Genomic DNA, 23,319 nt, shown 5'->3' with positions numbered 1-23,319 from the left:
CGGCGGCGGGACGGAGTCGGGGGCGGCGACGGCGGTCACTCCCCCGTCGTCAGGATCACGTTCCGCAGCGGCCGTTGGTTCACGAACCGGGTCAACTGATCGACGAGCAGGCGCTTCGCGCGGGGCGCGAACGCGGACGTGGGCCCGCCCACGTGCGGGCTGACGAGCACTCCGGGCGCCGACCACAACGGGTGCGCGGGGGGCAGCGGTTCGGGGTCGGTGACGTCGAGCGCGGCGGTGATCCGCCCGGTCCGCAGCTCGTCGAGGAGCGCCTCGGTGTGGACGACGGCGCCGCGGGCGACGTTCACCAGGAGCGCGCCGTCCTTCATGCGGGCCAGGAACGCGGCGTCGACGAGGTGACGGGTGGTGGCGGTGAGCGGCGTGGAGAGGATGACGACGTCGGCCTGCGGCAGCAGGTTCGGCAGGTCGGCCAGCGCGTGCACCGGTCCGCGCTCCGTGGTGCGCGCCGTGCGCGCCACCCGCACCACCCGCGCGACCTCGAACGGGACGAGCCGGTCCTCGATCGCGGACCCGATCGAGCCGTACCCCACGACGAGGACGGTGCGGTCGGCGAGGGCGGGCCGGAAACCGCCCTTCCACTCCCCCCGGTCCTGTGCCCGCACGAAGTCGGGGACACCGCGCAGCGAGGCCAGGGTGAGGGTGAGGGCCAGCTCCGCGGTGCTCGCCTCGTGCACCCCGCGGGCGTTGCAGAGCCGCACGCCCGGGGGCAGCAGCCCGAGTCCGGGCTCCACGCTGTCGACGCCCGCCGACAGGGTCTGGACGACGTTCACGCCGGTCAGCTCGGGCAGCGGGCGCAGCACGGTCTCGGCGGGCCGCATGTAGGGCACGACGTAGAAGACGCAGTCCGCCGGGTCGGCCGGGTACTCCTCGGCGCCGTCCCAGAAGCGGGGGACGAGACCGTCCGGGAGGCCGTCGATCTCGTCCGGGGGGATGGGGAGCCACACGTCGCCAGTCATGCCAGGAGGCTATGTCAGGCCATCCCGGGAGCAGAGGTTAGGTTGGGGTCCGGGAGAGGGAGGGTCACGGGCAGGTGGAGCGCAGGACGATCGGCGCGGGGGCGCTCTCGGTGGGTGCCGTGGGGCTCGGGTGCATGCCGATGACCTGGGCGTACAACGGTTCGCGGCAGCGCGGTGACGAGTCGCTCAGGGCGGCGCACCGGGCCCTCGACCTGGGGACGACCCTGCTGGACACGGCCGACATGTACGGCCCGTTCACCAACGAGCTGTTACTGGGGCGGGTGTTGCGCGAGCGGCGCGACGAGGCGTTCGTGTCGACGAAGGTCGGGCTGCTGGTGGGCGAGCAGCACATCGTGGCCAACGGCCGTCCCGGCTATGTGCGCCGGGCCTGCGACGCGTCCCTGCGGCGGCTCGGCACCGAGGTGATCGACCTCTACCAGTTGCACCGCGCCGACCCCGAGGTGCCGGTCGAGGAGACCTGGGGGGCGATGGCGGAGCTGGTCGCGGCCGGGAAGGTGCGGGCGCTCGGGTTCTGCGCGGTGGGCGCGCGCGGCGGCCGCCGTTCGGCGGGCGGTCTGCACGACGGGACGCTGCGGCAACTGCGGCGGGTGCAGCAGGTGTTCCCGGTCAGCGCGGTGGAGGCGGAGCTGTCGGTGTGGTCGCCCGAGGCCCTGGAGTCGCTGCTGCCGTGGTGCGCGGCGCGGGACATCGGCTTCCTCGCGGCGATGCCGCTGGGCAACGGCTTCCTGACCGGGACGCTCACCCCGGGCGAGGGGTTCGAGCCGGACGACCTGCGGGCCAGGCACCCGCGTTTCACGGCCGAGATGATGGCCGCGAACCAGCCGATCGTGGTGGGGCTGCGCCGGATCGCGGCCCGGCACGGCAAAAACGTCACTCCGGCGCAGGTCGCCCTGGCCTGGGTGCTGGCGCAGGGGCGGCACGTGGTGCCGGTGCCGGGCGCCAAGCGGGAGCGGTGGGTGGCGGAGAACAGCGCGGCGGACCGGCTGCGGCTGACCGCGCGGGACCTCGCGGAGATCGCGGAGCTGCCCCGCGCGCTGGGCTCCTGGGACTGAGCGCGGCGGCCGGTGCGCGCATCGGATCGCGGTGATCGGGAACGTGTGGGGGTGCGGGCGGTGTATGACAGGGAGAACCCGCCGCGTCGAAGGGACCGAGATCGTGCGACGACCAGTGTCGGCTGTGCTGGCCGCGGGGGCCGTGTCGGCCCTCCTGCTGACCTCGGGGTGCTCCTCGGGCCCGGACGGCGGCCCCGGGGGCGACGCGGCGAGCGCGTCCGGCGGCGGCCCGAGCCGTTCCGCCGCGCCGCCGAGGGCGACCGCGTCGCCCGCGCCCGCGAAGGGGTCGGCGACCGTCCTGCGCACGGTCGCCGAAGGCCTGAAGTCGCCGTGGGGGCTCGCCCCGCTGCCCGAGGGCGGGCTGCTGGTCTCCTCCCGCGACGAGGGGACGATCACCCGGATCGACGAGGGCACCGGCAGGAAGACCGAGCTGGGCGCGGTGCCCGGGGTCTCGGCGGCGGGCGAGGGCGGTCTCCTCGGCATCGCGCTCTCCCCCGACTACGCGGCGGACCACATGGTCTACGCGTACTTCACCTCGGCGTCCGACAACCGCATCGCGCGCATGGTGTACAACCCGGACAAGCCGTCGGGCGAGCAGTTGGGGGCGCCGAACACGATCCTCCGGGGCATCCCCAAGGGCATGATCCACAACGGTGGCCGGATCGCGTTCGGTCCCGACGGGATGCTCTACGCGGGCACCGGGGAGAGCGGCGAGCGAAGTCTCGCCCAGGACAAGAAGTCACTCGGCGGCAAGATCCTGCGGCTGACCCCGGAGGGCGAGCCCGCGCCCGGCAACCCGTTCCCCGGCTCCCCCGTGTACTCCTACGGCCACCGCAACGTGCAGGGACTCGCCTGGGACGCCGACCAGCGGCTGTTCGCCTCGGAGTTCGGCCAGGACACCTGGGACGAGCTGAACGCGATCAAGCCGGGCGGCAACTACGGCTGGCCGGACGCGGAGGGCACGTCCAAGGACGCGGCGTTCCAGAACCCGATCGCCACCTGGCACACCGACGACGCCTCCCCCAGCGGCGTCGCCTACGTCGGTGGCTCGATCTGGATGGCGGGCCTGCGCGGCGAGCGCCTGTGGCGGATCCCGCTGAAGGGCACGGAGGCGGCGGCGGACCCGCAGCCCTTCCTCAAGGGCGAGTACGGCCGCCTGCGCACGGTGGCGGCGGCGGGCGGCGACAAGCTCTGGCTGATGACGAGCGAGACGGACGGCCGCGGCACCCCGGCCAAGGGGGACGACAGGATCCTGGAGCTGCGGGTGAAGTGACGCCTGGAGAGCTACCGGGGCGGTGCTCGGCGACGCGGGGCGGCGACGGGACGGCGGGGGCGCTCCGGACGCGCGAAGGGGCCCCAACCGTCCGTAGGACTCTACGGACGGCCGAGGCCCCTCCCCGCCGTGGACCCGGCTCAGCTCGCCGACGGCAGGCCGAGCAGGACGTCGGTGTACTTCAGGACGGCCAGGATCAGGCCGATCACGCCGAGGGCGACGCCCGCCCAGGAGACGGACTTGATCCAGGGCGCCTGCTGGACGCGGCCGGGGGCGCCGAACGCGGGCCGGGCGAGGACCACGACGCCGACGACCAGCGCGAGCAGCGCGAAGAGGCCGCCGTAGAGGGCGCTGGCGTGCCAGGCGTCGCCGTAGATCTCCTTGACCTGCGTGGAGACCGACGCCGTCGACGACGTCCTGAGCTGTCCGATCAGGGTCTCGCGGGCGGCGGCGACCGTGCCGAGCCAGCTTCCGGTCAGCGACACCAGACCGAGGGCGGCGGAGACGACCGCGCCCGCGCCCTGGCCGACGCCGGAGGGGCTCTCCCCGGCGGCCGGGGCCTCCTCGTCGAACTCCTCGTCGTCGCCTTCGGCCACCGTCTCGGTGCCGGTGGGCTCGGCCGGTCCGGTCGGCTCGGTGCCGGCCGGCGCCGCCTGCTCCTCGGCGGAGTCGGCGGGCTTCACTTCCGTGGCCCCGGTCGCGGCCTCGTCATCAGTCTTGGTTCCCATACCTCGCACCGTACGGACGCTGTCTGAGAGGTCTCTTAATGATCGGCTGGCGATCGTTCGAGCCCTCTTCACCTGTCGTTGTCACGCGGCACGCGCGCGTGCTTCCCGCCACTCCGGGGCGAGGATCGACCACACCTCGACGTCGTGCCGCGTCCCACCATAGGGGTGCGCCTCCCGGAGCACGGCATCGCGCCGCATCCCGAGCCGCCGGGCGACCCGGAGGCTGGGCTCGTTGCCCGCCGCGGCGACCCACTCGACGCGGTGCATCCCGCGTTCCAGGACGGCGTGGTCGAGCAGCACGCGCATCGCCCGGGTCACCAGGCCGTGCCCGGTGGCGTCGGGTTCCAGCCAGCAGCCGACCTCGCAGTTGCCCTTCTCCGCGTCGAAGTTGAGGAAGAGGACACCGCCGACGAGGGTGCCGTCCCGCCACAGGCCGTGCAGGGCGCCGGTGTCGGCGGCGCGCATGTCGGCGTACCGCTGGAGCAGCGCCCGCGCCGACGGGACGTCGGTGGCCTGGGCGCCGAAGGGGATGAACCGCGTGATGAACTCCCGTCCGCGGTCGAGGTGGGCGAGGAACTCCTCGGCCCGCCAGGGCTCCAGCGGGCGGAGTTCGGCCCCGTCGTCACCCAGTGATGTCGCGTACATGCGGCTCGTGCCCCTTCGTCCCCGCGGCCGCGGGTTCCGCGGCCGCCCCTGCGGTCAGCCTTTCATGGCCGGAACGGCACTGCGGCGGCTCGATGCTGATGCGGGGCAGCCGGGCGTCGAGCCAGCGCGGCAGCCACCAGTTGGCGTCGCCGAGCAGGTGCATGAGGGCCGGGACCAGGAGGGTGCGCAGGACGAACGCGTCCAGGGCGACGGCGGCGGCGAGCGCGATGCCGAACATGGCGATCACCCGGTCGCCGCTGAGGACGAAGGCCAGGAAGACGGCGATCATGATGACCGCGGCGGAGTTGATCACCCGGCTGGTCTCGGCGAGCCCGACCCGCACGGCCCGCCGGTTGTCGCCCGTTTCCAGCCACTCCTCGTACATCCGGCTGACCAGGAAGACCTGGTAGTCCATGGAGAGGCCGAAGAGGACCGACACCATGATCACCGGGAGGAAGGGTTCGATGGGCCCGGCCCGGCCGAGGCCGAGGAGTTCGCTGCCCCACCCCCACTGGAAGACCGCGACGACCACCCCGAAGGAGGCGGCGACGGCGGCGACGTTCATCGCGGCGGCCTTCAGCGGGATGCCGACGGAGCGGAAGGCGAGCAGCAGCAGGAGGCAGCCCAGGCCGATCACGACGCCGACGAAGAGCGGCAGCTTGCCGACGATGACGTCCGCGAAGTCGTCGTACCCGGCCGTCACCCCGCCGACGTCCAGGTCGAGCGAGGTGCCGGCCTCGGCGCGCGGCAGCACCTCGCCGCGCAGCCGGTCGACGAGGTCGCTGGTCTGCCGGGACTGCGGCGCCGAGGTCGGCACGACCGTGAGGAAGGCGGTGTCCCCCGAGCCGTCGAAGGTCACCGGGGAGACCGAGGCGACGCCCTCGGTGGCGCGGACGGCGGCGCCCAGGTTGTCGAGGGCGAGCCGGTCCTCGGCGCCGCCGACGGGGGTCACCACCGTGAGGGGTCCGTTGACGCCGGGTCCGAAGGCGTCGGCGAGCAGGTCGTAGGCGCGGCGGGTGGTCGAGGAGGCCGGGTCGTTGCCCTGGTCGGAGGTGCCCAGGTGGAGGCCGAGGGTGGGCAGCGCGAGGACGGTCATCACGGCCACCGCGAGGACGCCGAGCAGCGCGGGGCGGCGCTGGACCAGGGCCGACCAGCGGGCGGCGAACCCGGTCGGCAGCTCGGGCCGGGGTCCGTGCGCGGCCAGCGCCCGGCGCTCACGGCGGCTGAGGGCGCGCGGTCCGATGAAGGAGAGCAGGGCGGGCAGCAGCGTCACGGAGGCGGCGACGGTGAGCACGACCGTCAGCGAGGCGGCGAGCGCGACGCCGTTGAGGAAGCCGAGGCGCAGGATGAGCATCCCGAGCAGCGCGATGCACACGGTGGCGCCCGCGAAGACGACCGCGCGCCCGGTGGTGACGACGGCCTCGGTGGCCGCCTCGGTGACGTCCAGACCGCGCCGGAGGCCGCGCCGGTGCCGGGTGACGATGAACAGGGCGTAGTCGATGCCGACGCCGAGCCCGACCAGCATGCCGAGCATCGGCGCGAAGTCGGCGACGGTCACGGCGTGCCCGAGCAGCACCGTCCCGGCGTACGCGGTGCCGACGCCGGTGAGCGCGGTGGCGATGGGCAGCAGGGAGGCGGCGAGCGAGCCGAAGGCGAGGAACAGGACGACGGCCGCGACGGCGACCCCGACCGCCTCGGCGAGATGGCCGCCGGAGGTCTGGGTGGGCCCGATGGCGGTGCCGCCCAGCTCCACCTGGAGCCCGTCGCCGGCGGCGGCCCGCGCGGTGTCGACGACGGCGCGGGCCCGGGAGGCGTCCAGGTCCTCGGCGCGGTCGGTGAAGGCGACCGGGGCGTAGGCGGTGCGCCCGTCGGCGCTGACGTTCCCGGCGCCCTCGCCGGTGTAGGGGCTGGTCACGGAGGCGACGCCGGGCAGGGCGGCGATCCTCTCCAGGGTGGCGGTCATGGTCTGCTCGACGTCGGCCGCGCGCACGCCGCCCGCGGTGGTGTGCCAGACGACGGTCCCGGTGTCGCCGCCGAGTTCCGGGAACCCGGCGCGCAGCAGGTCGGCGGCGCGGCCGGACTCGGTGCCGCGGACCTCGTAGTCGTTGGAGTAGGCGGCGCCGGTGAGGGCGGCCGCCGCGCCGGTCCCGCCGAGGGCGAGCAGCCAGAGCAGGACGGTGGCCAGGCGGTGTCTCACGCACCAGCGTGCGAGTGCTGCCACGGGCGTGCCCCCTGGGTGGATGAGCGGTGGGCCGCTCACTCTCGCAGGGGAATGTGATCGTTTATCGCCTGGGTGTGGTTTTTCACAGAATTCGACCGTCTCCCGGAGGGCACCGGCACGCACGGGAACGGCTCCCGGGGGGCCTCCGGACACGCACGGGCGCGTGCCCGGAGGAGGTGAGTCCGGGCCCGCACGGGAACGGCCCCGGAGGGGGTGCCTCCGGGGCCGTCGCCCGCTGTCCGCGGCGTCGCTCAGCCTTCGGCGACGCCCAGCTTCGCCAGGATCAGTTCCTTGACCCGGGCCGCGTCGGCCTGACCGCGGGTCGCCTTCATGACGGCGCCGACCAGGGCTCCGGCCGCGGCGACCTTGCCGCCGCGGATCTTGTCGGCGATGCCGGGGTTGCCCGCGATGGCCTCGTCGACGGCGGTGGAGAGCGCGGAGTCGTCGGAGACGACCTTCAGACCCCGCTTGTCGACGACCTCGTCCGGGGTGCCCTCGCCCGCGAGGACGCCCTCGATGACCTGACGGGCCAGCTTGTCGTTCAGGTCACCGGCGTTGACCAGCGCGGTGACCCGGGCGACCTGCTCCGGGGTGATCGCCAGCGCGTCGAGCGGGGTGGCCGACTCGTTGGCGCTGCGGGCCAGTTCGCCCATCCACCACTTGCGCGCGGAGGCCGCGTCGGCACCCGCGTCGATGGTGGCGACGATCAGGTCCAGCGCGCCCGCGTTGGTGATCGACTGCATGTCGGTGGCGGAGATGCCCCAGTCGGCGAGGAGCCGGTTGCGGCGGGCCAGCGGCAGTTCGGGCAGCGCGGCGCGGATCTCCTCGACCCACGCGCGCGACGGCGCGACCGGCACCAGGTCGGGCTCCGGGAAGTACCGGTAGTCCTCGGCCTCCTCCTTCACGCGGCCCGAGGTCGTCGACCCGGTGTCCTCGTGGAAGTGGCGGGTCTCCTGGATGATCGTGCCGCCCGAGGAGAGCACGGCGGCGTGCCGCTGGATCTCGAAGCGGGCCGCGCGCTCCACGGACCGCAGCGAGTTGACGTTCTTCGTCTCCGAGCGGGTGCCGAACTTCGCGGTGGGGCTCGGGCGCAGCGACAGGTTCACGTCGCAGCGCATCTGCCCCATCTCCATCCGGGCCTCGGAGACGCCGAGCGCCTTGATGACCTCGCGCAGCTCCCGCACGTACGCCCGCGCGACCTCGGGGGCGCGGGCGCCCGCGCCCTCGATCGGCTTGGTGACGATCTCGATGAGCGGGATGCCGGCCCGGTTGTAGTCGAGGAGCGAGTGCGAGGCGCCGTGGATACGGCCCGTCGCGCCGCCGACGTGCGTCGACTTGCCGGTGTCCTCCTCCATGTGGGCGCGCTCGATCTGCACCCGGAAGGTCTCGCCGTCCTCCAGCTGGACATCGAGGTAGCCGTCGAAGGCGATCGGCTCGTCGTACTGGGAGGTCTGGAAGTTCTTCGGCATGTCCGGATAGAAGTAGTTCTTCCGGGCGAAGCGGCACCACTCGGCGATCTCGCAGTTCAGCGCGAGACCGATCTTGACGGCGGACTCGATGCCGATCGCGTTGACGACCGGGAGCGCGCCGGGCATGCCGAGGCAGGTCGGGCAGGTCTGCGAGTTGGGCTCGGCGCCCAGCTCGGTCGAACAGCCGCAGAACATCTTGGTCCTGGTGCCGAGTTCGACATGGACCTCGAGGCCCATGACGGGGTCGTAGGACGCGAGCGCGTCCTCGTACGACACCAGGTCGGTCGTGGTGGTCACGGTGAAACTTCCCTCTCAGCCCAGCAGGACGTCGTCGTCGCCCAGCCGCTTCAGCTCGCGGTACAGGATGGCGAGGCCGGTGACGATCGCGACCGCCGAGACGGTGGCGTCGACCAGCCGCAGGGTGTCCTGCTCGGTCCGGGCCTTCTTGATCTGCTTGGCCACGCTCAGCGCGCCGAAGGCGGTGGTTGCCATGGACAGGTACGTGCCGGACTTGGACTTCTTGAAGCCCTTGGCCTTGGCCAGTGTGTTACTCACAGCGACGGAGCCTCCTCAAGCAGCGGGTGACCCCACTTTTCCACGAAGGCGGCCTCGACGGCGGCACCCACCTTGTACAGGCGGTCGTCCTTCAGCGCGGGCGCGATGATCTGGAGCCCGACCGGGAGGTTGTCCTCCGGGGCCAGACCGCACGGCAGCGACATGGCCGCGTTGCCCGCCAGGTTGGTGGGGATGGTGCACAGGTCCGCGAGGTACATCGCCATCGGGTCGTCGGCGCGCTCGCCGATCGCGAAGGCGGTGGTCGGGGTCGTCGGCGAGACGATCACGTCCACCTGCTCGAAGGCCCGCTCGAAGTCGCGCGTGATGAGGGTGCGCACCTTCTGGGCGGAGCCGTAGTAGGCGTCGTAGTAGCCGCTCGACAGGGCGTACGTGCCGAGCATGACGCGCCGCTTGACCTCGGGTCCGAAGCCCGCCTCACGGGTGAGGGAGGTGACGTCCTCGGCCGAACGGGTGCCGTCGTCGCCGGTCCGCACGCCGTAGCGCAGGCCGTCGAAGCGGGCCAGGTTCGAGGAGCACTCGGAGGGCGCGATCAGGTAGTACGCCGAAAGGGCGAGGTCGAAGGACGGGCAGTCCAGTTCGACGATCTCGGCGCCCAGCGACTTCAGCAGCTCGACCGACTCGTCGAACCGCTGGACGACACCGGCCTGGTAGCCCTCGCCGCGGAACTGCTTGACGACGCCGACGCGCATGCCGTCGACGCTGCCGTTGCGGGCGGCCTCCACGACCGGCGGGACCGGCGCGTCGATCGACGTCGAGTCCAGCGGGTCGTGACCGGCGATGACCTCGTGCAGCAGCGCCGCGTCCAGGACCGTCCGGGCGCACGGGCCGCCCTGGTCGAGGGAGGACGAGAACGCCACCATGCCGTAGCGGGAGACCGCGCCGTACGTCGGCTTCACGCCGACCGTGCCGGTGACGGACGCGGGCTGGCGGATGGAGCCGCCCGTGTCGGTGCCGATCGCCAGCGGCGCCTGGAAGGAGGCGAGCGCGGCGGAGGAACCGCCGCCTGAGCCGCCGGGGATCCTGGTCAGGTCCCAGGGGTTGCCGGTGGGCCCGTACGCGCTGTTCTCGGTGGAGGACCCCATGGCGAACTCGTCCATGTTGGTCTTGCCGAGGATGACCACGTCGGCGGCCTTGAGGCGCTTGGTGAGGGTCGCGTCGTACGGCGGGATCCAGCCTTCGAGGATCTTGGAGCCGACGGTCGTCGGGATGCCCTCGGTGGTGAAGATGTCCTTCAGCGCGAGCGGGACGCCGGCCAGCGGGCCGAGCTTCTCGCCCCGGGCGCGCTTGTCGTCGACGGCGCGGGCCTGGGCCAGCGCGCCCTCGCGGTCGACGTGCAGGAAGGCGTGCACCTTCTCGTCGACGGCCTCGATGCGGGCCAGGTGCGCCTCGGTGACCTGGACGGCCGTGAGGTCGCCCGAGGCGATCTTCGCGGCGGTCTCGGCCGCGGTGAGCTTGATGATGTCCGTCATGGCGGTTAGTCCTCCCCCAGGATCTGCGGCACCTTGAAACGCTGCTGCTCCTGGGCCGGGGCGCCGGAGAGCGCCTGCTCGGGGGTGAGCGACGGACGGACCTCGTCCGCCCGCATGACGTTCGTCAGCGGGAGCGGGTGCGAGGTCGGCGGCACGTCTTGGTCGGCGACCTCACTGACGCGGGCGACCGCGCCGATGATGTCGTCCAGCTGTCCCGCGAAGTGGTCGAGTTCTTCGCTCTTCAGCTCCAGACGCGCCAGCCGGGCGAGGTGGGCGACCTCCTCGCGCGTGATGCCAGGCATGCAGCGATCCTCTGGGGTGAGTGTGAGTGATGTGCGGCCAATCCTAGGCCGCGCGAGGGGATACCCGTTAAACGGTTTCTCCCGGCGGCGGGAGCGCCGGGACCGCGGCGCGCGGCCCGCCGGTCACTCGGCGGCCGGGAGCGCGGCGCGCGGGCGCTGCCAGCCCCGCGAGCCCCGGGCCAGCAGCCAGGCCGTCGTCTCCTCGGGCGGCATCGCGGCGGCGACCAGCCAGCCCTGCACGGCGTCGCAGCCCAGGTCGCGCAGGCGCTCCCAGGTCTCGTCGTCCTCGACGCCCTCCGCGACGACCAGCAGCCCCAGCGAATGGGCGAGGTCGACCGTGCAGCGCACGATCTCCGCGTCCTCGGTGTCGACCGCGAGCCGGGCCACGAACGAGCGGTCGATCTTCAGCTCGCTGACCGGCAGCCGCCGCAGGTGCACCAGCGAGGAGTAGCCGGTGCCGAAGTCGTCCAGGGACATCTTCACGCCGTGGCCGGTCAGCCCGGCGAGGGTGTCGGCGGCCCGCTGCGGGTCCTCCAGGAGCACGTGCTCGGTGATCTCCAACTGGAGCGAACCGGCCGGGACACCGTGCCGGGCCAGGCGCGCGGCCACCGATCCCGCGAACCCCGGGGTGTGCACGTCGCGCGGGGAGACGTTGACCGCGACGGGCACCAGGAGGCCCTGGGCCCGCCAGCGGGCGACCTGCGCGAGCGCCGTGTCGAGCACGTACTCGGTGAGGTGGGGCATGAGGCCGGAGGTCTCGGCGATCGCTATGAACTCGTCCGGCGGGACCTTGCCGCGCTCCGGGTGCACCCAGCGCACCAGCGCCTCCAGGCCCGCCACCTGGCCGTCGAAGCGGACCTTGGGCTGGTAGTGCAGCTGCACCTCGTGGGCGTCGAGCGCCCGCCGCAGATCGCCCAGGAGACCGAGCCGGTCGGGGGTGTTGGAGTCCCGCTTGGACTCGTAGACCTCGACGCCCGTGCGGTCCCGCTTCGCCTGGTACATCGCGACGTCGGCCCGGCGCAGCAGCCCCTCGGCGTCCAGCGCGTGGTCGGGGAAGACGGCGACGCCCGCGCTGGCCTCCAGGACGAGCGTGAGGCCGTCCAGGTCGAGCGGGGAGGAGAGCGCGGAGACCAGGCCGCGGGCGACCCGGGTGGCGGAGGTGGTGGAGTCGGCGACCGGGAGCAGGACGGCGAACTCGTCGCCGCCGAGCCGCGCGGCCTCGGCGCCGCGGGGCAGCGCCACCCGCAGCCGGTCCGCTATCTGGAGCAGCAGCCGGTCCCCGGCGAGGTGGCCGAGGGTGTCGTTGACGGACCGGAACCGGTCCAGGTCGATGAGCATCAGCGCGGAACGGGCGCCGATGCGCTCGGCGTCGTCCAGGGCGGTCCAGATGCGCTCCAGCAGCCACTGGCGGTTGGGCAGGCCGGTGAGCGGGTCGCGCAGTTGCTCCTCGGCGCGGGCGCGGGCGATCCACAGGGTGGAGTCGAGGGCGATCAGCGGGATCGCGAACAGCGGCAGCAGCACCGGCTGGGCGACGGCGACCACGCAGACCAGCGGGGCGATGCCGAGCAGCGCGACGGCCACCAGGCCCTGTCTGACCAGGGCGGTGCGGGCGGCGGTGGGCAGTCCGGCGCGGTGCGGCACGCTCAGGAACCAGAGCAGGGCGCGGGTGACGAGGAGGTAGGCGGCGGCGACCAGCAGCACCTCGGGGACGGTGTAGGCGGTCCAGCTGTCCGGGCTCCAGGGGTGCTCGACCGACGGGACCCGGCCGAAGGCGCTCAGCACCAGGCCGCCCGCGCCGATGCCGAGGATGTCGACCGCGCCGTGCCGCACGCCCTGGCGCCAGCGGTTGCGGCGGGCGGTGCCGACCAGGACGACGACGGTGAGGCTGACCATGCCCGCGGGCACCCACCCGTACAGCAGCAGCACGGCGAGGGTGAGCGCGGCGCCCGAGCCGGTGCCGCCCCACCAGCGGGCCCGGCCGAGCATCACGAGGTGGCCGACGATGACGCCGGTGAGCAGGGCGAGGGACCAGCCGACGGTGCCGGACGGGAAAAGGGCGTGCGCCCCGCTGAACGCGCGATGGAACCCGGCGCCCAGGACGACGGCGGCGGCCACGACGACCGCGGCAGGCAGCGCGGGCCGGACCTGCCGTTCCGCGTCGGCCGCGTGCCCGGCGGGGTGGCCGGCGCCGAGGTGGCCTGCGGCCGGGCGCGGGGTGCCCGGCCCGGTGGGTACGGCGAACTGTCCGACGGCGCGCGTCTCGGCGCCCGGTCGCTCCGGTGCCCGTACCGTCCACCGGCCCGCCCGCAGCGGTCCGGTGACCCGGCGTCGGGGCAGCCGGGAGTCCGGGGCGGCGCTCTCGGTCGGTTCCATTCCCGTCCCTCTCACCCAGCCGGCGGTGCCCACGCCGTGCGGTCCGCTGTCCGACAGCCCTCAACGGCACCGCGTCGGAAAGCCCTTGTCCCGCTCGTCAGGAGCGGGGAGATGCCCCGACCGCAGCTGGGCACGGCAGGCGCACCCCTCAACATTAGGCCGCGGAAGGCGTCCAGGGGCAGCGGTCGCGGACGGTTGCCCGAATGCGCCCCCCGCACCCCTATGCATCTGGTATGCGCCGAACGGGTGACCTTCAACCGCCCCCGGTCACCGCTCCCCGGCCGGTTCCCCGCCATCGTCCTCTCCCCCGGTCGGCGCCCCGGCCGCGGCGTCGGCCCCCGTCGTGCCGTCGGTCGCGGTGTCCTCGCCCGCCGCCTTGCCCGCCGCGGCCCCGGTGGCCGCCGCGGACTCCGCCCCGGTGTCGGCCTGTTCGTCGCGCAGGGCGACCTCGGCCGCCGCCTCCGGGCCGCGCTCCAGCAGGACCTCGAAGCCCGCCTCGTCGAGCACGGGCACCTTGAGCTGCACCGCCTTGTCGTGCTTCGAACCGGGGTTCTCGCCGACGACCGTGAACGACGTCTTCTTGGAGACCGATCCGGTCACCTTGGCGCCGCGCGCCTGGAGCGCCTCCTTGGCGCCGTCGCGGGTGAAGCGTTCGAGGGTGCCGGTGACGACGACGGTGAGCCCTTCGAGGGGGCGCGGGCCCTCGTCCTCGGCGGAGCCCTCCTCCTCCATCCGCACCCCGGCCGCCCGCCACTTGCGCAGGATCTCCTGGTGCCACTCCTCGGCGAACCACTCCTTGAGGGAGGCGGCGATGATGGCGCCGACGCCGTCGGTGTTCGACAGCTCCTCCTCGGTGGCCCGCTCGATACGCTCGATCGAGCGGAACTCGCGGGCCAGTGCCTCGGCCGCGACCGGCCCCACATGACGGATCGACAGCCCCGTCAGGATGCGGGCCAGCGGGCGCTCCTTGGCGGCCGCGATGTTCTCCAGCATCGCGACGGCGTTCTTGCGGGGCTCGCCCTGCTGGTTGGCGAAGACGGTGACGATCTTCTCCTCGCCGGTCTTCGGGTCGCGCTTGGGCAGCCCGCTGTCCTGGTCGAGGACGTACGCCGTGATCGGCAGCAGCCGCTCGATGGTGAGGTCGAAGAGGTCGCCCTCGTCGGCGAGGGCCGGGTCGGCGGGCTCCAGCGGCCGGGTGAGGGCCGCCGCCGACACGTAGCCGAAGTTCTCGATGTCCAGCGCCTTGCGGCCCGCGAGGTAGAACAGCCGCTCGCGCAACTGGGCGGGGCAGCTACGCGCGTTGGGGCAGCGCAGGTCGACGTCGCCCTCCTTCATCGGCCGCAGCGGGGTGCCGCACTCGGGGCACTCGGCGGGCATCACGAAGGGGCGCTCGCTGCCGTCGCGCAGGTCGGCGACCGGGCCGAGGATCTCCGGGATGACGTCCCCGGCCTTGCGCAGCACCACGGTGTCGCCGATGAGGACGCCCTTGGCCTTGACCACGTCCTGGTTGTGCAGGGTGGCGAACTCGACCTCGGACCCGGCCACCGTCACCGGCTCGACCTGCGCGTACGGGGTGACCCGGCCGGTGCGGCCGACGCCCACCCGGATGTTGACCAGCTTGGTGTTGACCTCCTCGGGCGCGTACTTGTAGGCGATGGCCCAGCGGGGCGCGCGGGAGGTGGAGCCGAGCCGTCCCTGCAGGGCGATCTCGTCGAGCTTGACGACCGCGCCGTCGATCTCGTGCTCCACGGAGTGCCGGTTCTCGCCGAAGTGGGCGATGAACTCCCGTACCCCGTCGAGTCCGTCGACCACCTTGTTGTGCCGGGCGGTCGGCAGGCCCCAGGACTTGAGGAGGTCGTAGGCCTCGGAGAGGCGGGTGAGGCCCTCGAAGCCCTCCAGGGCGCCGATGCCGTGGACGACCATGTGCAGCGGGCGGCCCGCGGTGACGCGCGGGTCCTTCTGGCGCAGCGAACCGGCCGCCGCGTTGCGGGGGTTGGCGAACGGCTTCTCACCGGCCTCGACCAGCCGGGCGTTGAGCGCCTGGAACTCCTCCATCGGGAAGTAGACCTCGCCGCGGATCTCCACCAGGTCGGGCACGGTCTCCGCGGTGAGCCGGTCGGGGATCTCGGTGATGGTGCGGACGTTGGGGGTGATGTCCTCGCCGGTGCGGCCGTCGCCGCGGGTGGCGGCGCGGGTGAGCCTGCCGTGCTCGTAGGTGAGGTTGACGGCGAGGCCGTCGACCTTCGGCTCGCAGAGCAGGTGGTAGTCGGTGGTGCCGACGTCCTTGGCGATCCGCTCGGCCCAGGCCGCCAGCTCCAGGTCGCTGAAGGCGTTGTCGAGGGAGAGCATGCGGGTGCGGTGCTGCACGGACGTGAAGTCCGTCCGGTAGGCGCCCGCGACCTTCTGGGTCGGGGAGTCGGGGGTGCGCAGCTCCGGGTACTCCTCCTCCAGCTCCTCCAGGGTGCGCAGGAGGGTGTCGAAGTCCGCGTCACTGACGACCGGGGCGTCGTTCACGTAGTACCGGAAGCGGTGCTCCTCGATCCGCTCAGCGAGCTGCGCGTGCTTCTCCCGTGCCTCGCTGGGCACCGTCGTCTCCGCCTGCTTGTCGCCGGCCACCGTGTTTCCTCCCGTTACTCAGGGTTGTCCGCGAGTGATCTCGCCGCCCGGACACAGTGGGCGAGCGCCCGGCGCGCGTACTGCGGGGAGGCCCCCGCGAGTCCGCACGTCGGGGTGAGGGTGACCGCCTCCGCGAGCAGCCCCGGCGGCAGCCCCAGCCTGCGCCACAGCGTCCTGACCCCCATGACGCTACCGGCAGGGTCTGACAATGCCGTGTCCGTGCCGGGTACGACACCGACGAGAAGCCGGGTGCCGCCCTCGACGGCCTCGCCGAGGGCGTCGTCGTCACGCTCGGTGAGGAGCGAGAGGTCGAAGGAGACGCCGGCCGCGCCCGCCCCGCGCAGCAGCGCGAACGGCACGCCGGGGGCGCAGGAGTGGACGACGACGGGTCCGCCGGAGTGCGCGGCGACGACGTCGCGCAGCGTGGACCCGACGAGCTGGCGGTCGACGGCGCGGTGGGTGCGGTAGCCGCTGGCGCTGCGCACCCGGCCGTCCAGGACGGCGCCGAGGGAGGGTTCGTCGAGCTGGAGGACGACGCGGGCGCCGGGGACGCGCCGGGCGACCTCGGCGAGGTGCAGGCGCAGCCCCTCGGCGAGGGAGGCGGCGAGGTCGCGGCAGGCGCCGGGGTCGGAGAGGGCGACCTCGCCGTTGCGCAGTTCCAGGGCGGCGGCGAGCGTCCAGGGGCCGACGGCCTGCACCTTCAGCATGCCGGTGTGGCCCTGGGTGAACTCCTCCAGCGCGTCCAGGTCCTCGCCGAGCCAGGCGCGGGCCCGCCTGGTGTCCCGTCCCGGCCGGTCGCCGAGCCGCCAGCCGCTGGGCTCCACGCGCGCGTACAGCTCGACGAGCATCCCGGCGGTGCGCCCGATCATGTCGGCACCCGGGCCGCGGGCGGGCAGTTCGGCGAGGTGCGGGAGGTCCTCGAAGGAGCCGGTGACGGCCTTGGCGGTCTCCCGGGCGTCACCGCCGGGCATCGAGCCGATGCCGGTGGCGGGACCGAAGGTGGGCTGGCTGTTGTCACTCACCCGGGAAGCCTATGCGGCCCCGCGGGGGTTGCCGCACGGGTGGTGGCGGGTCAGTGTCCCGGGCGCACCCGCAGGTCGCTGACCTCGGCGTCCCGGGGCAGGTCGAGGGCGGTCAGGATGGTCGTGGCGACCGACTCGGGGTCGATCCAGCGGGCCGGGTCGTACTCCTTGCCCTCCTGCTGGTGCACCTTGAGCTGCATCGGGCTGGCGGTGCGGCCGGGGTAGACGGAGGTGACGCGGACGCCGTTGCCGTGCTCCTCGGCGCGCAGGGCGTCGGCGAGCGCCTTGAGGCCGTGCTTGGAGGCGGCGTAGGCGGACCAGTCGGCGTGCGCGGCGAGTCCGGCGCCGGAGTTGACGAACAGGACGTGGCCGCGGGAGGCGCGCAGCTGGGGCAGGAAGTGCCGGGTCAGCTCGGCGGGGGCGACGAGGTTGACGTCGAGCTGGTGGCGCCAGGCCTTGGGGGTGAGGTCGCCGACCGGGCCGAGGTCGACGACGCCCGCGATGTGCAGCAGCGAGTCGACGCGGTCGGGCAGCGACTGGTGGGAGAAGGCCCAGGAGAGCCTGTCGGGGTCGGCCAGGTCGCCGACGAGGGTCCTGGCGCCGGGGAAGGCGGCGGCGAGTTCCTTGGCGCGGCCCGCGTCGCGCGCGTGGAGCACGAGGTCGTCGCCGCGCGCGTGGAGGCGGTGGGCGACGGCCTCGCCGATGCCGGAACCGGCTCCGGTGATCACATGGGTTGCCATGCCCGCCATGCTCGCACCCGCGCCGGGGCGGCCCGCTACCGGATGCCCTGGCTCTCCTCCAGGTGGGCGAGGGCGCCGACCGGCTCCTCGGCGAAGAGGACCAGGTCGGTGAGGGGCCGGGTGAGGAAGCCCTCGCTCTCCATGCGCTGGAACTGCTGCTTGAGGCCGTCGTAGAAGCCCTCGGTGTTGAGGACGACGAGGGGCTTGTCGGTGTGGCCGTGCTTCTTCAGCTCCATGATCTCGGTGGCCTCGTCGAGGGTGCCGGTGCCGCCGACCATGACGACCACGGCGTCGGCCTTCTCCAGGAGGAGCTTCTTGCGCTCGGAGAGGTCGGCGGCTATGACCATCTCGTCGGCGCCGTCGCGGGCCTTGGCGGCGAGGAAGCCGACGGAGACGCCGACCAGCCGCCCGCCCGCCTCCTGGACGCCGTCGGCGACGACCTTCATCAGGCCGGTGTCGGAGCCGCCCCAGACGAGGGTGTGGCCGCCCGCCCCGAGCAGGGTCGCGAACTCGCGCGCGGGGCGCGTGTAGCGGTCGTCGAGGTCGGCGGCGGAGAGGAAGACACAGATGCGCATGACGTCACGGTACGGCGGAACATCCGGGGCCCCGCAATCGTTTTCCCTGCATGGCCGAAGGACACACGATCACCATCGAAGAGGGCACCCGGCGGGTCAGGGTCGTGCACGGCGACCAGGTCCTGGCGGAGAGCGACCGCCCGCTCCTGCTGCGCGAGACGGGCTGCCCGCCGCGCTACTACATCCCGGCCGAGGACGTCCGCCTCGACCTGCTGACCCCGTCGGACACCCGCACCCACTGCCCGTTCAAGGGCGACGCCTCGTACTGGTCGCTGCCGGACGCGGCGGACCTGGTGTGGTCCTACCCCGAGCCGAAGCCGGAGGTGGCCGCGATCAAGGACCACCTGTGCTTCTACGAGGTGGAGGAAGTGGCGGCCGCCTGAGCGCCGGGCCGCGGCCGTCCCTACGGCGTCCGCGGCCCCCGGCACGGCTCAGACGTCGGCCGTCGCCGCCCGCACGGTCGTCGCGATCGTCGCGGACCCCACCACGCGCGTGCCGTCGTACAGGACGATCGCCTGGCCGGGCGCGACCCCGCGGACCGGCTCGGTGAAGGTGACCTCCAGCGTGCCGTCGACGAGCGCCGCGTGGACCTCCGTCTCCCCGCCGTGGGCGCGCAGTTGCGCGGTGTAGGTGCCGGGGGCGATCGGGGCGCCGCCGCACCAGCGGGGGCGGACGGCGGTGAGCGCGCCGACGTCCAGGGAGGCGGCCGGGCCGACCGTCACGGTGTTGTCGACCGGGGAGATGTCCAGCACGTAGCGGGGCTTGCCGTCGGCGGCCGGGGTGCCGATGCGCAGGCCCTTGCGCTGGCCGATGGTGAAGCCGTAGGCGCCCTCGTGCGAGCCGACGACCGCGCCGGACTCGTCGACGATGTCGCCCTCGGCCCTGCCCAGGCGGTCGGCGAGGAAGCCCCGGGTGTCGCCGTCGGCGATGAAGCAGATGTCGTGCGAGTCGGGCTTCTTGGCGACCGCGAGGCCGCGGCGCTCGGCCTCGGCGCGGATCTCGTCCTTGGTGGTGAGGGTGTCGCCGAGCGGGAAGAGGGCGTGCGCGAGCTGCCTCTCGTCCAGGACGCCGAGGACGTAGGACTGGTCCTTGGCCATGTCGGAGGCGCGGTGCAGTTCGCGGCTGCCGTCGGCGAGGGTAACGACCTGGGCGTAGTGGCCGGTGCACACGGCGTCGAAGCCGAGGGCCAGCGCCTTGTCCAGGAGTGCGGCGAACTTGATCTTCTCGTTGCAGCGCAGGCACGGGTTGGGGGTGCGGCCGGCCTCGTACTCGGCGACGAAGTCCTCGACGACGTCCTCGCGGAAGCGTTCGGCGAGGTCCCAGACGTAGAACGGGATGCCGATGACGTCGGCGGCCCGGCGGGCGTCGCGGGAGTCCTCGATGGTGCAACAGCCGCGGGCGCCGGTGCGGAACGACTGGGGGTTGGCCGAGAGCGCCAGGTGGACGCCGGTCACGTCGTGGCCCGCCTCGGCGGCGCGGGCCGCGGCCACGGCGGAGTCCACGCCGCCCGACATGGCGGCCAGGACGCGGAGGGGGCGGGATCGCTGCGGGGTGTCAGTCATAGCCCTTCCAGGGTAAGGGCGGCCGGGAACCGGATCTCGCGGATATCCGTTGTGGATCGCGTGGGGGAGAAGAAGAAGGACTCGGACCGGCGGATCGGGCGGCGCTCGCTGCTGATCGGCGGCGCGGCGGCGGCGCTCGGCACGGCCGCGCTGGCGCGCGAGGAGCTGGGGCGCCTGTGGTGGCGGCTGCCCGGCAACCGCAAGCCCCGGGTCGAGGGCGCGGTGGACTTCGGGGGCGCGCTGTGGACGGCGGCGTCGCCGGGGAACTTCCGGTGGGCGGACCGGCCGGACGACTACCCGATAGACCGCGTGATCATCCATGTCACGCAGGGCAGTTACGGCAGCGCGGTCAAGGTGTTCCAGGACCCCGCGCACCAGGCCGCGGCCCACTACATCGTGCGCAAGGACGGCCGGATCACGCAGATGATCCGCGAGCTGGACGTGGCGTTCCACGCGGGCAACAGGTCGTTCAACGAGCGGAGCGTGGGGATCGAGCACGAGGGGTTCGTGGACCGCCCGCAGGACTTCACGGACGCGATGTACGCGGCCTCGGCGCGGCTGACGGCGAGGATCTGCGCGCGGTACGGCATCCCCGTCGACCGCACGCATGTGATCGGGCACGTGGAGGTGCCGGGGACCGACCACACCGACCCGGGGCCGCACTGGGACTGGGACCGGTACATGAGGCTCGTCCGGCAGGCGAAGCGTGACGCGGATCACGCCGAGGCGACGGCGTGAGCGGCCTCCGGGAGCCGGGCGTCGCACGCCCGGCGCGGTGTGCGCCGGGTCCCGCGCGGTGCAGTCGGCTCAGCTGAGCCCGGCCGCGCGGGCGCGCTCGACGGCCGGGCCGATCGCCTTGGCGACGGCCTCGACGTCGGCCTGGGTCGAGGTGTGGCCCAGGGAGAAGCGCAGGGTGCCGCGGGCCAGGTCGGGATCGGTGCCGGTGGCCAGCAGGACGTGGCTGGGCTGGGCGACGCCCGCGGTGCAGGCTGAGCCGGTGGAGCACTCGATGCCCTGGGCGTCGAGCAGCAGGAGCAGCGAGTCGCCCTCGCAGCCGGGGAAGGTGAAGTGGGCGTTGGCCGGGAGCCGGTGGACCGGGTCCCCGCCGAGGATCGCGTCCGGGACGGCCGTGCGCACCGCCGTGACGAGGCTGTCGCGCAGGGCGCCGATCTCGTGGGCGAACCGGTCGCGCCGTTCGGCGGCGAGCCGTCCGGCCACCGCGAAGGAGGCGACGGCCGGGACGTCCAGGGTGCCGGAGCGCACGTGCCGCTCCTGGCCGCCGCCGTGCAGGACGGGCACCGGGGTGTGCTCGCGGCCGAGGAGCAGCGCGCCGATGCCGTAGGGGCCGCCCACCTTGTGCGCGGAGACGGTCATCGCGGCGAGCCCGGAGGCGGCGAAGTCGACCGGCACCTGGCCGAACGCCTGGACCGCGTCGGCGTGCAGCGGGACGCCGAACTCGGCGGCCACGTCGGCCAGTTCACGGACCGGCAGGATCGTGCCGATCTCGTTGTTGGCCCACATCACGGTCGCCAGGGCGACGTCGTCGGGGTTGCGGGCGATGGCCTCGCGCAGCGCCTCGGGGTGCACCCGGCCGTGCCGGTCGACGGGCAGGTACTCGACGGTGGCGCCCTCGTGCTCGCCGAGCCAGTCCACGGCGTCGAGGACCGCGTGGTGCTCGACGGGGCTGGACAGGACGCGCACCCGGGCCGGGTCGGCGTCCCTGCGGGACCAGTACAGGCCCTTGACGGCGAGGTTGTCGGCCTCGGTGCCGCCGGAGGTGAGGACGATCTCGCTGGGTCGGGCGCCGAGCGCCTCGGCGAGCGTCTCGCGGGATTCCTCGACGGTGCGGCGGGCCCCGCGTCCGGAGGCGTGGAGGGAGGAGGCGTTGCCGGTGGTGCCCAGGTGCGCCGTGAGGGCCTCGACGGCCTCGGGGAGCATCGGGGTGGTCGCGGCGTGGTCGAGGTAAGCCATGGTGGGCCCGATTCTACGGCGCCGCCCCGGACGGCCGGCGGGGCAGGTCGGGGTACCGCGGCGGAGGCGGAACGGGGCTGGGCGCGGGCAGGGCACAGGCAGGGCCCGCAGGCAGGGGCTGAGCGGTCGGCGCGGGTCCCCGGCTCCGGGGAGGCCGGGCGCGCGGAGGCTCCGGGCGAACCCCCCAGCGCGGACCCCCGGAACCGGGTCACAGGCTCCAGGAGATGGTGTCGCTCCACTGCATGGCGACGACCAGGACCACCAGGTCGGCCACGCCGAGGCCGAGGCCGAGCAGGGCGCGGCCGCGGCGGGCGGTGCCGCGCCAGAGGGCGACGGCGGCCAGCGCGACGGCGATCGGGCCGAGGAAGACGTTGAGGACCAGCAGGCCGAGCAGGCCGAGGACGAAGGACGCGACGGCCATGCCGTCGGCGTCGCGGACGGCGGTGCGACGGCCCGGGGCCGGTGCGGTGAGGTGCATGACGGGTCAACTCCCGGCGGTCGGGGACACGGTGGTCGGAACGGGTGGCGCGGGCGGTGCGGAGTGGCGCGATCAGCGGGCCGGGGTCGAGGCCGAGGCCGGGACCGAGGCCGCGCGGCGGCGGCCGTGGCGCTCGCGGACCGCGAAGACGACCAGCCAGACGCCGATGACGGCGGCCGCGGCGAGGCTGACGGGGAGGGGCGCGTGGGCGACGGTGCCCATGACGACGCCCAGCAGGAGGAGCGCGGCGACGAGGAACAGCATGGGAAGGAGTACCCCCTCCGAGACGCCCGGGGCGCCTCTCGTGTCGTTGCGGTGAACGATTGCGGTAACAGTTGTTCACTGACTACCCAGTCTAGCGCGCACCTCACTTCCCACCGCGGGAGAACAGTTGTTAACTGGATGACATGAGTCACACGCCCGGCGCCCGGCAGGCCCAGAAGCAGCGGACCCGGCAGGCGCTGCTGGACGCGGCGCTCGGGCTGCTGGCTGAGCAGAGCCTGAGCAGCCTCGGGCTGCGCGAGGTCACCCGGGCCGCCGGGGTCGCCCCGACCGCCTTCTACCGGCATTTCCGCTCCACCGCCGACCTCGGGGTCGCGCTGGTCGGGGAGGCGCTGGACAGCCTGCACGCGATGATCCGCACGACGCTCTCGCCCGTCGACGACAGCGCCCGCCGCATCACCCGGGCGGTCGGCCTGGTCGCCGGTCACGTGGACGCCCATCCCGCGCACGTCCGCTTCGTCGCGCGCGAGCGCCACGGCGGGGTGCAGCCGGTGCGGGAGGCGATCAGGGAGCAACTGGTGCGGTTCGCCGAGGAGGTGAAGGCGGAGCTGGCGAAGGACCCGCGCTCCCGGGGCTGGAGCGACGACGACCTCCTGATGCTGGCCCACCTCTACGTGGACCAGATGCTCAGCACGGCGTCCCTCTTCCTGGAGACCCCCGGGGACGAGCCGCTGGAGCGGGAGCGGGTGGCCCGTCTTGCGGCCCGGCAACTGCGCCTGATCGGCACCGGCCGCGCCCACTGGCTGGACTGAACCGGCTGGACTGACCGGGCGGGCTCAGCGGGCGCGGCTCGGGCGACGGGCGGCATGGGCGAGGGGCACGGCTCGGGCGACCTGGACGGCGGGGCGGCCGCGCCCGGGTCCGGGAGGTCCGCCCCGCCGCGGGCTCAGCCCTCCGTGGCCGCCGCGCTCGGGGTGCCGCTCGGCGCGGCACCGCCCTGACCACCGCCGGGACCGCCGCAGCCGCC

At 73.8% G+C, this 23,319-nt stretch carries 22 protein-coding genes; 5 read left to right on the top strand and 17 right to left on the bottom strand.

All coding sequences use genetic code 11. From position 1 onward, the window contains the following. Positions 1-35: 35 nt before the first annotated feature. Positions 36-977 (bottom strand): 2-hydroxyacid dehydrogenase, encoded by a 942-nt coding sequence (locus tag GA0115242_RS12380; RefSeq protein WP_093827620.1) that lies wholly within the window; start codon positions 975-977, stop codon positions 36-38. Between the two features lie 74 nt (positions 978-1,051). Between GA0115242_RS12380 and GA0115242_RS12375 the strand changes: the two genes are divergently transcribed. Both GA0115242_RS12375 and GA0115242_RS12370 read left to right on the top strand, forming a co-directional pair. Continuing rightward, positions 1,052-2,050: an aldo/keto reductase gene (locus tag GA0115242_RS12375; RefSeq protein ID WP_093827618.1), complete on the top strand. Its 999-nt coding sequence runs from the start codon at positions 1,052-1,054 to the stop codon at positions 2,048-2,050. 64 nt (positions 2,051-2,114) lie between these two features. Next, positions 2,115-3,323 carry a PQQ-dependent sugar dehydrogenase gene (locus GA0115242_RS12370; protein WP_093827616.1) on the top strand — a complete coding sequence of 403 codons (1,209 nt, stop codon included), beginning with the start codon at positions 2,115-2,117 and terminating at the stop codon, positions 3,321-3,323. A 140-nt stretch (positions 3,324-3,463) separates the two neighbouring features. Here the strand turns inward: GA0115242_RS12370 and GA0115242_RS12365 are convergent, their stop codons facing one another. The 12 genes from GA0115242_RS12365 to GA0115242_RS12310 form a co-directional block, all read right to left on the bottom strand. Continuing rightward, entirely contained in the window at positions 3,464-4,051 is a 588-nt protein-coding gene (locus GA0115242_RS12365; protein WP_093827614.1) for a hypothetical protein, read from the bottom strand. A gap of 81 nt (positions 4,052-4,132) precedes the next feature. Then, the gene (locus GA0115242_RS12360; RefSeq protein WP_093827612.1) at positions 4,133-4,696 is read right to left on the bottom strand and encodes a GNAT family N-acetyltransferase; all 564 of its coding nucleotides are present in this window, start codon (positions 4,694-4,696) and stop codon (positions 4,133-4,135) included. After that, on the bottom strand, positions 4,674-6,917 hold the full coding sequence (locus GA0115242_RS12355; RefSeq protein WP_093827610.1) for an MMPL family transporter: 2,244 nt from the start codon (positions 6,915-6,917) through the stop codon (positions 4,674-4,676). The genes GA0115242_RS12360 and GA0115242_RS12355 overlap by 23 nt, the downstream gene beginning before the upstream one ends. A 251-nt stretch (positions 6,918-7,168) precedes the next feature. Next, positions 7,169-8,683, bottom strand: a complete 1,515-nt coding sequence (gene gatB, locus GA0115242_RS12350) for an Asp-tRNA(Asn)/Glu-tRNA(Gln) amidotransferase subunit GatB (protein WP_093827608.1) — start codon at positions 8,681-8,683, stop codon at positions 7,169-7,171. 15 nt (positions 8,684-8,698) lie between these two features. After that, positions 8,699-8,941 carry a hypothetical protein gene (locus GA0115242_RS12345; protein ID WP_093827606.1) on the bottom strand — a complete coding sequence of 81 codons (243 nt, stop codon included), beginning with the start codon at positions 8,939-8,941 and terminating at the stop codon, positions 8,699-8,701. Further along, positions 8,938-10,431 (bottom strand): Asp-tRNA(Asn)/Glu-tRNA(Gln) amidotransferase subunit GatA, encoded by a 1,494-nt coding sequence (gene gatA / locus GA0115242_RS12340; protein ID WP_093827604.1) that lies wholly within the window; start codon positions 10,429-10,431, stop codon positions 8,938-8,940. Before gatA ends, GA0115242_RS12345 begins: the two co-directional genes overlap by 4 nt. 5 nt (positions 10,432-10,436) lie before the next feature. Continuing rightward, positions 10,437-10,733, bottom strand: a complete 297-nt coding sequence (gene gatC / locus GA0115242_RS12335; RefSeq protein ID WP_007266718.1) for an Asp-tRNA(Asn)/Glu-tRNA(Gln) amidotransferase subunit GatC — start codon at positions 10,731-10,733, stop codon at positions 10,437-10,439. 123 nt (positions 10,734-10,856) lie between these two features. Beyond that, positions 10,857-13,106, bottom strand: a complete 2,250-nt coding sequence (locus GA0115242_RS12330; protein WP_093827602.1) for a putative bifunctional diguanylate cyclase/phosphodiesterase — start codon at positions 13,104-13,106, stop codon at positions 10,857-10,859. A 267-nt stretch (positions 13,107-13,373) separates the two neighbouring features. Then, positions 13,374-15,722, bottom strand: coding sequence for an NAD-dependent DNA ligase LigA (gene ligA / locus GA0115242_RS12325; protein WP_093827600.1), 2,349 nt, complete (start codon positions 15,720-15,722; stop codon positions 13,374-13,376). Between the two features lie 14 nt (positions 15,723-15,736). Next, on the bottom strand, positions 15,737-16,744 hold the full coding sequence (locus GA0115242_RS12320; RefSeq protein ID WP_093827598.1) for a methionine synthase: 1,008 nt from the start codon (positions 16,742-16,744) through the stop codon (positions 15,737-15,739). Positions 16,745-16,794: 50 nt separating this feature from the next. Further along, positions 16,795-17,493 (bottom strand): SDR family oxidoreductase, encoded by a 699-nt coding sequence (locus GA0115242_RS12315; protein ID WP_093827596.1) that lies wholly within the window; start codon positions 17,491-17,493, stop codon positions 16,795-16,797. 26 nt (positions 17,494-17,519) lie between these two features. Beyond that, positions 17,520-18,059, bottom strand: a complete 540-nt coding sequence (locus GA0115242_RS12310) for an LOG family protein (protein WP_093827594.1) — start codon at positions 18,057-18,059, stop codon at positions 17,520-17,522. Positions 18,060-18,109: 50 nt separating this feature from the next. Here GA0115242_RS12310 and GA0115242_RS12305 point away from each other — a divergent pair, with 50 nt between their 5' ends. Further along, on the top strand, positions 18,110-18,442 hold the full coding sequence (locus GA0115242_RS12305) for a DUF427 domain-containing protein (RefSeq protein WP_093827592.1): 333 nt from the start codon (positions 18,110-18,112) through the stop codon (positions 18,440-18,442). 48 nt (positions 18,443-18,490) lie between these two features. Here the strand turns inward: GA0115242_RS12305 and mnmA are convergent, their stop codons facing one another. Then, positions 18,491-19,621 carry a tRNA 2-thiouridine(34) synthase MnmA gene (gene mnmA / locus GA0115242_RS12300; protein ID WP_093827590.1) on the bottom strand — a complete coding sequence of 377 codons (1,131 nt, stop codon included), beginning with the start codon at positions 19,619-19,621 and terminating at the stop codon, positions 18,491-18,493. Between the two features lie 60 nt (positions 19,622-19,681). Here mnmA and GA0115242_RS12295 point away from each other — a divergent pair, with 60 nt between their 5' ends. Beyond that, on the top strand, positions 19,682-20,359 hold the full coding sequence (locus GA0115242_RS12295; RefSeq protein WP_093827588.1) for an N-acetylmuramoyl-L-alanine amidase: 678 nt from the start codon (positions 19,682-19,684) through the stop codon (positions 20,357-20,359). Positions 20,360-20,428: 69 nt separating this feature from the next. On the opposite strand, the gene GA0115242_RS12290 is transcribed toward GA0115242_RS12295, so the two are convergent. From GA0115242_RS12290 to GA0115242_RS12280, 3 genes are all read right to left on the bottom strand, one after another. Next, positions 20,429-21,592: a cysteine desulfurase family protein gene (locus GA0115242_RS12290; RefSeq protein ID WP_093827586.1), complete on the bottom strand. Its 1,164-nt coding sequence runs from the start codon at positions 21,590-21,592 to the stop codon at positions 20,429-20,431. 208 nt (positions 21,593-21,800) lie between these two features. Further along, on the bottom strand, positions 21,801-22,070 hold the full coding sequence (locus tag GA0115242_RS12285) for a DUF4190 domain-containing protein (protein ID WP_093827584.1): 270 nt from the start codon (positions 22,068-22,070) through the stop codon (positions 21,801-21,803). Between the two features lie 72 nt (positions 22,071-22,142). Then, the gene (locus tag GA0115242_RS12280; RefSeq protein ID WP_093827582.1) at positions 22,143-22,334 is read right to left on the bottom strand and encodes a hypothetical protein; all 192 of its coding nucleotides are present in this window, start codon (positions 22,332-22,334) and stop codon (positions 22,143-22,145) included. A 143-nt stretch (positions 22,335-22,477) separates the two neighbouring features. On the opposite strand from GA0115242_RS12280, the gene GA0115242_RS12275 reads away from it, so the two are divergent. Continuing rightward, positions 22,478-23,104 (top strand): TetR family transcriptional regulator, encoded by a 627-nt coding sequence (locus GA0115242_RS12275; RefSeq protein WP_093827580.1) that lies wholly within the window; start codon positions 22,478-22,480, stop codon positions 23,102-23,104. Positions 23,105-23,319 lie beyond the last annotated feature (215 nt).

It is taken from the genome of Streptomyces sp. SolWspMP-5a-2, assembly GCF_900091845.1.
In the GTDB taxonomy this organism is placed as follows: Bacteria; Actinomycetota; Actinomycetes; order Streptomycetales; family Streptomycetaceae; genus Streptomyces; species Streptomyces doudnae.
This window is presented reverse-complemented; position numbering and strand designations above follow the sequence as displayed.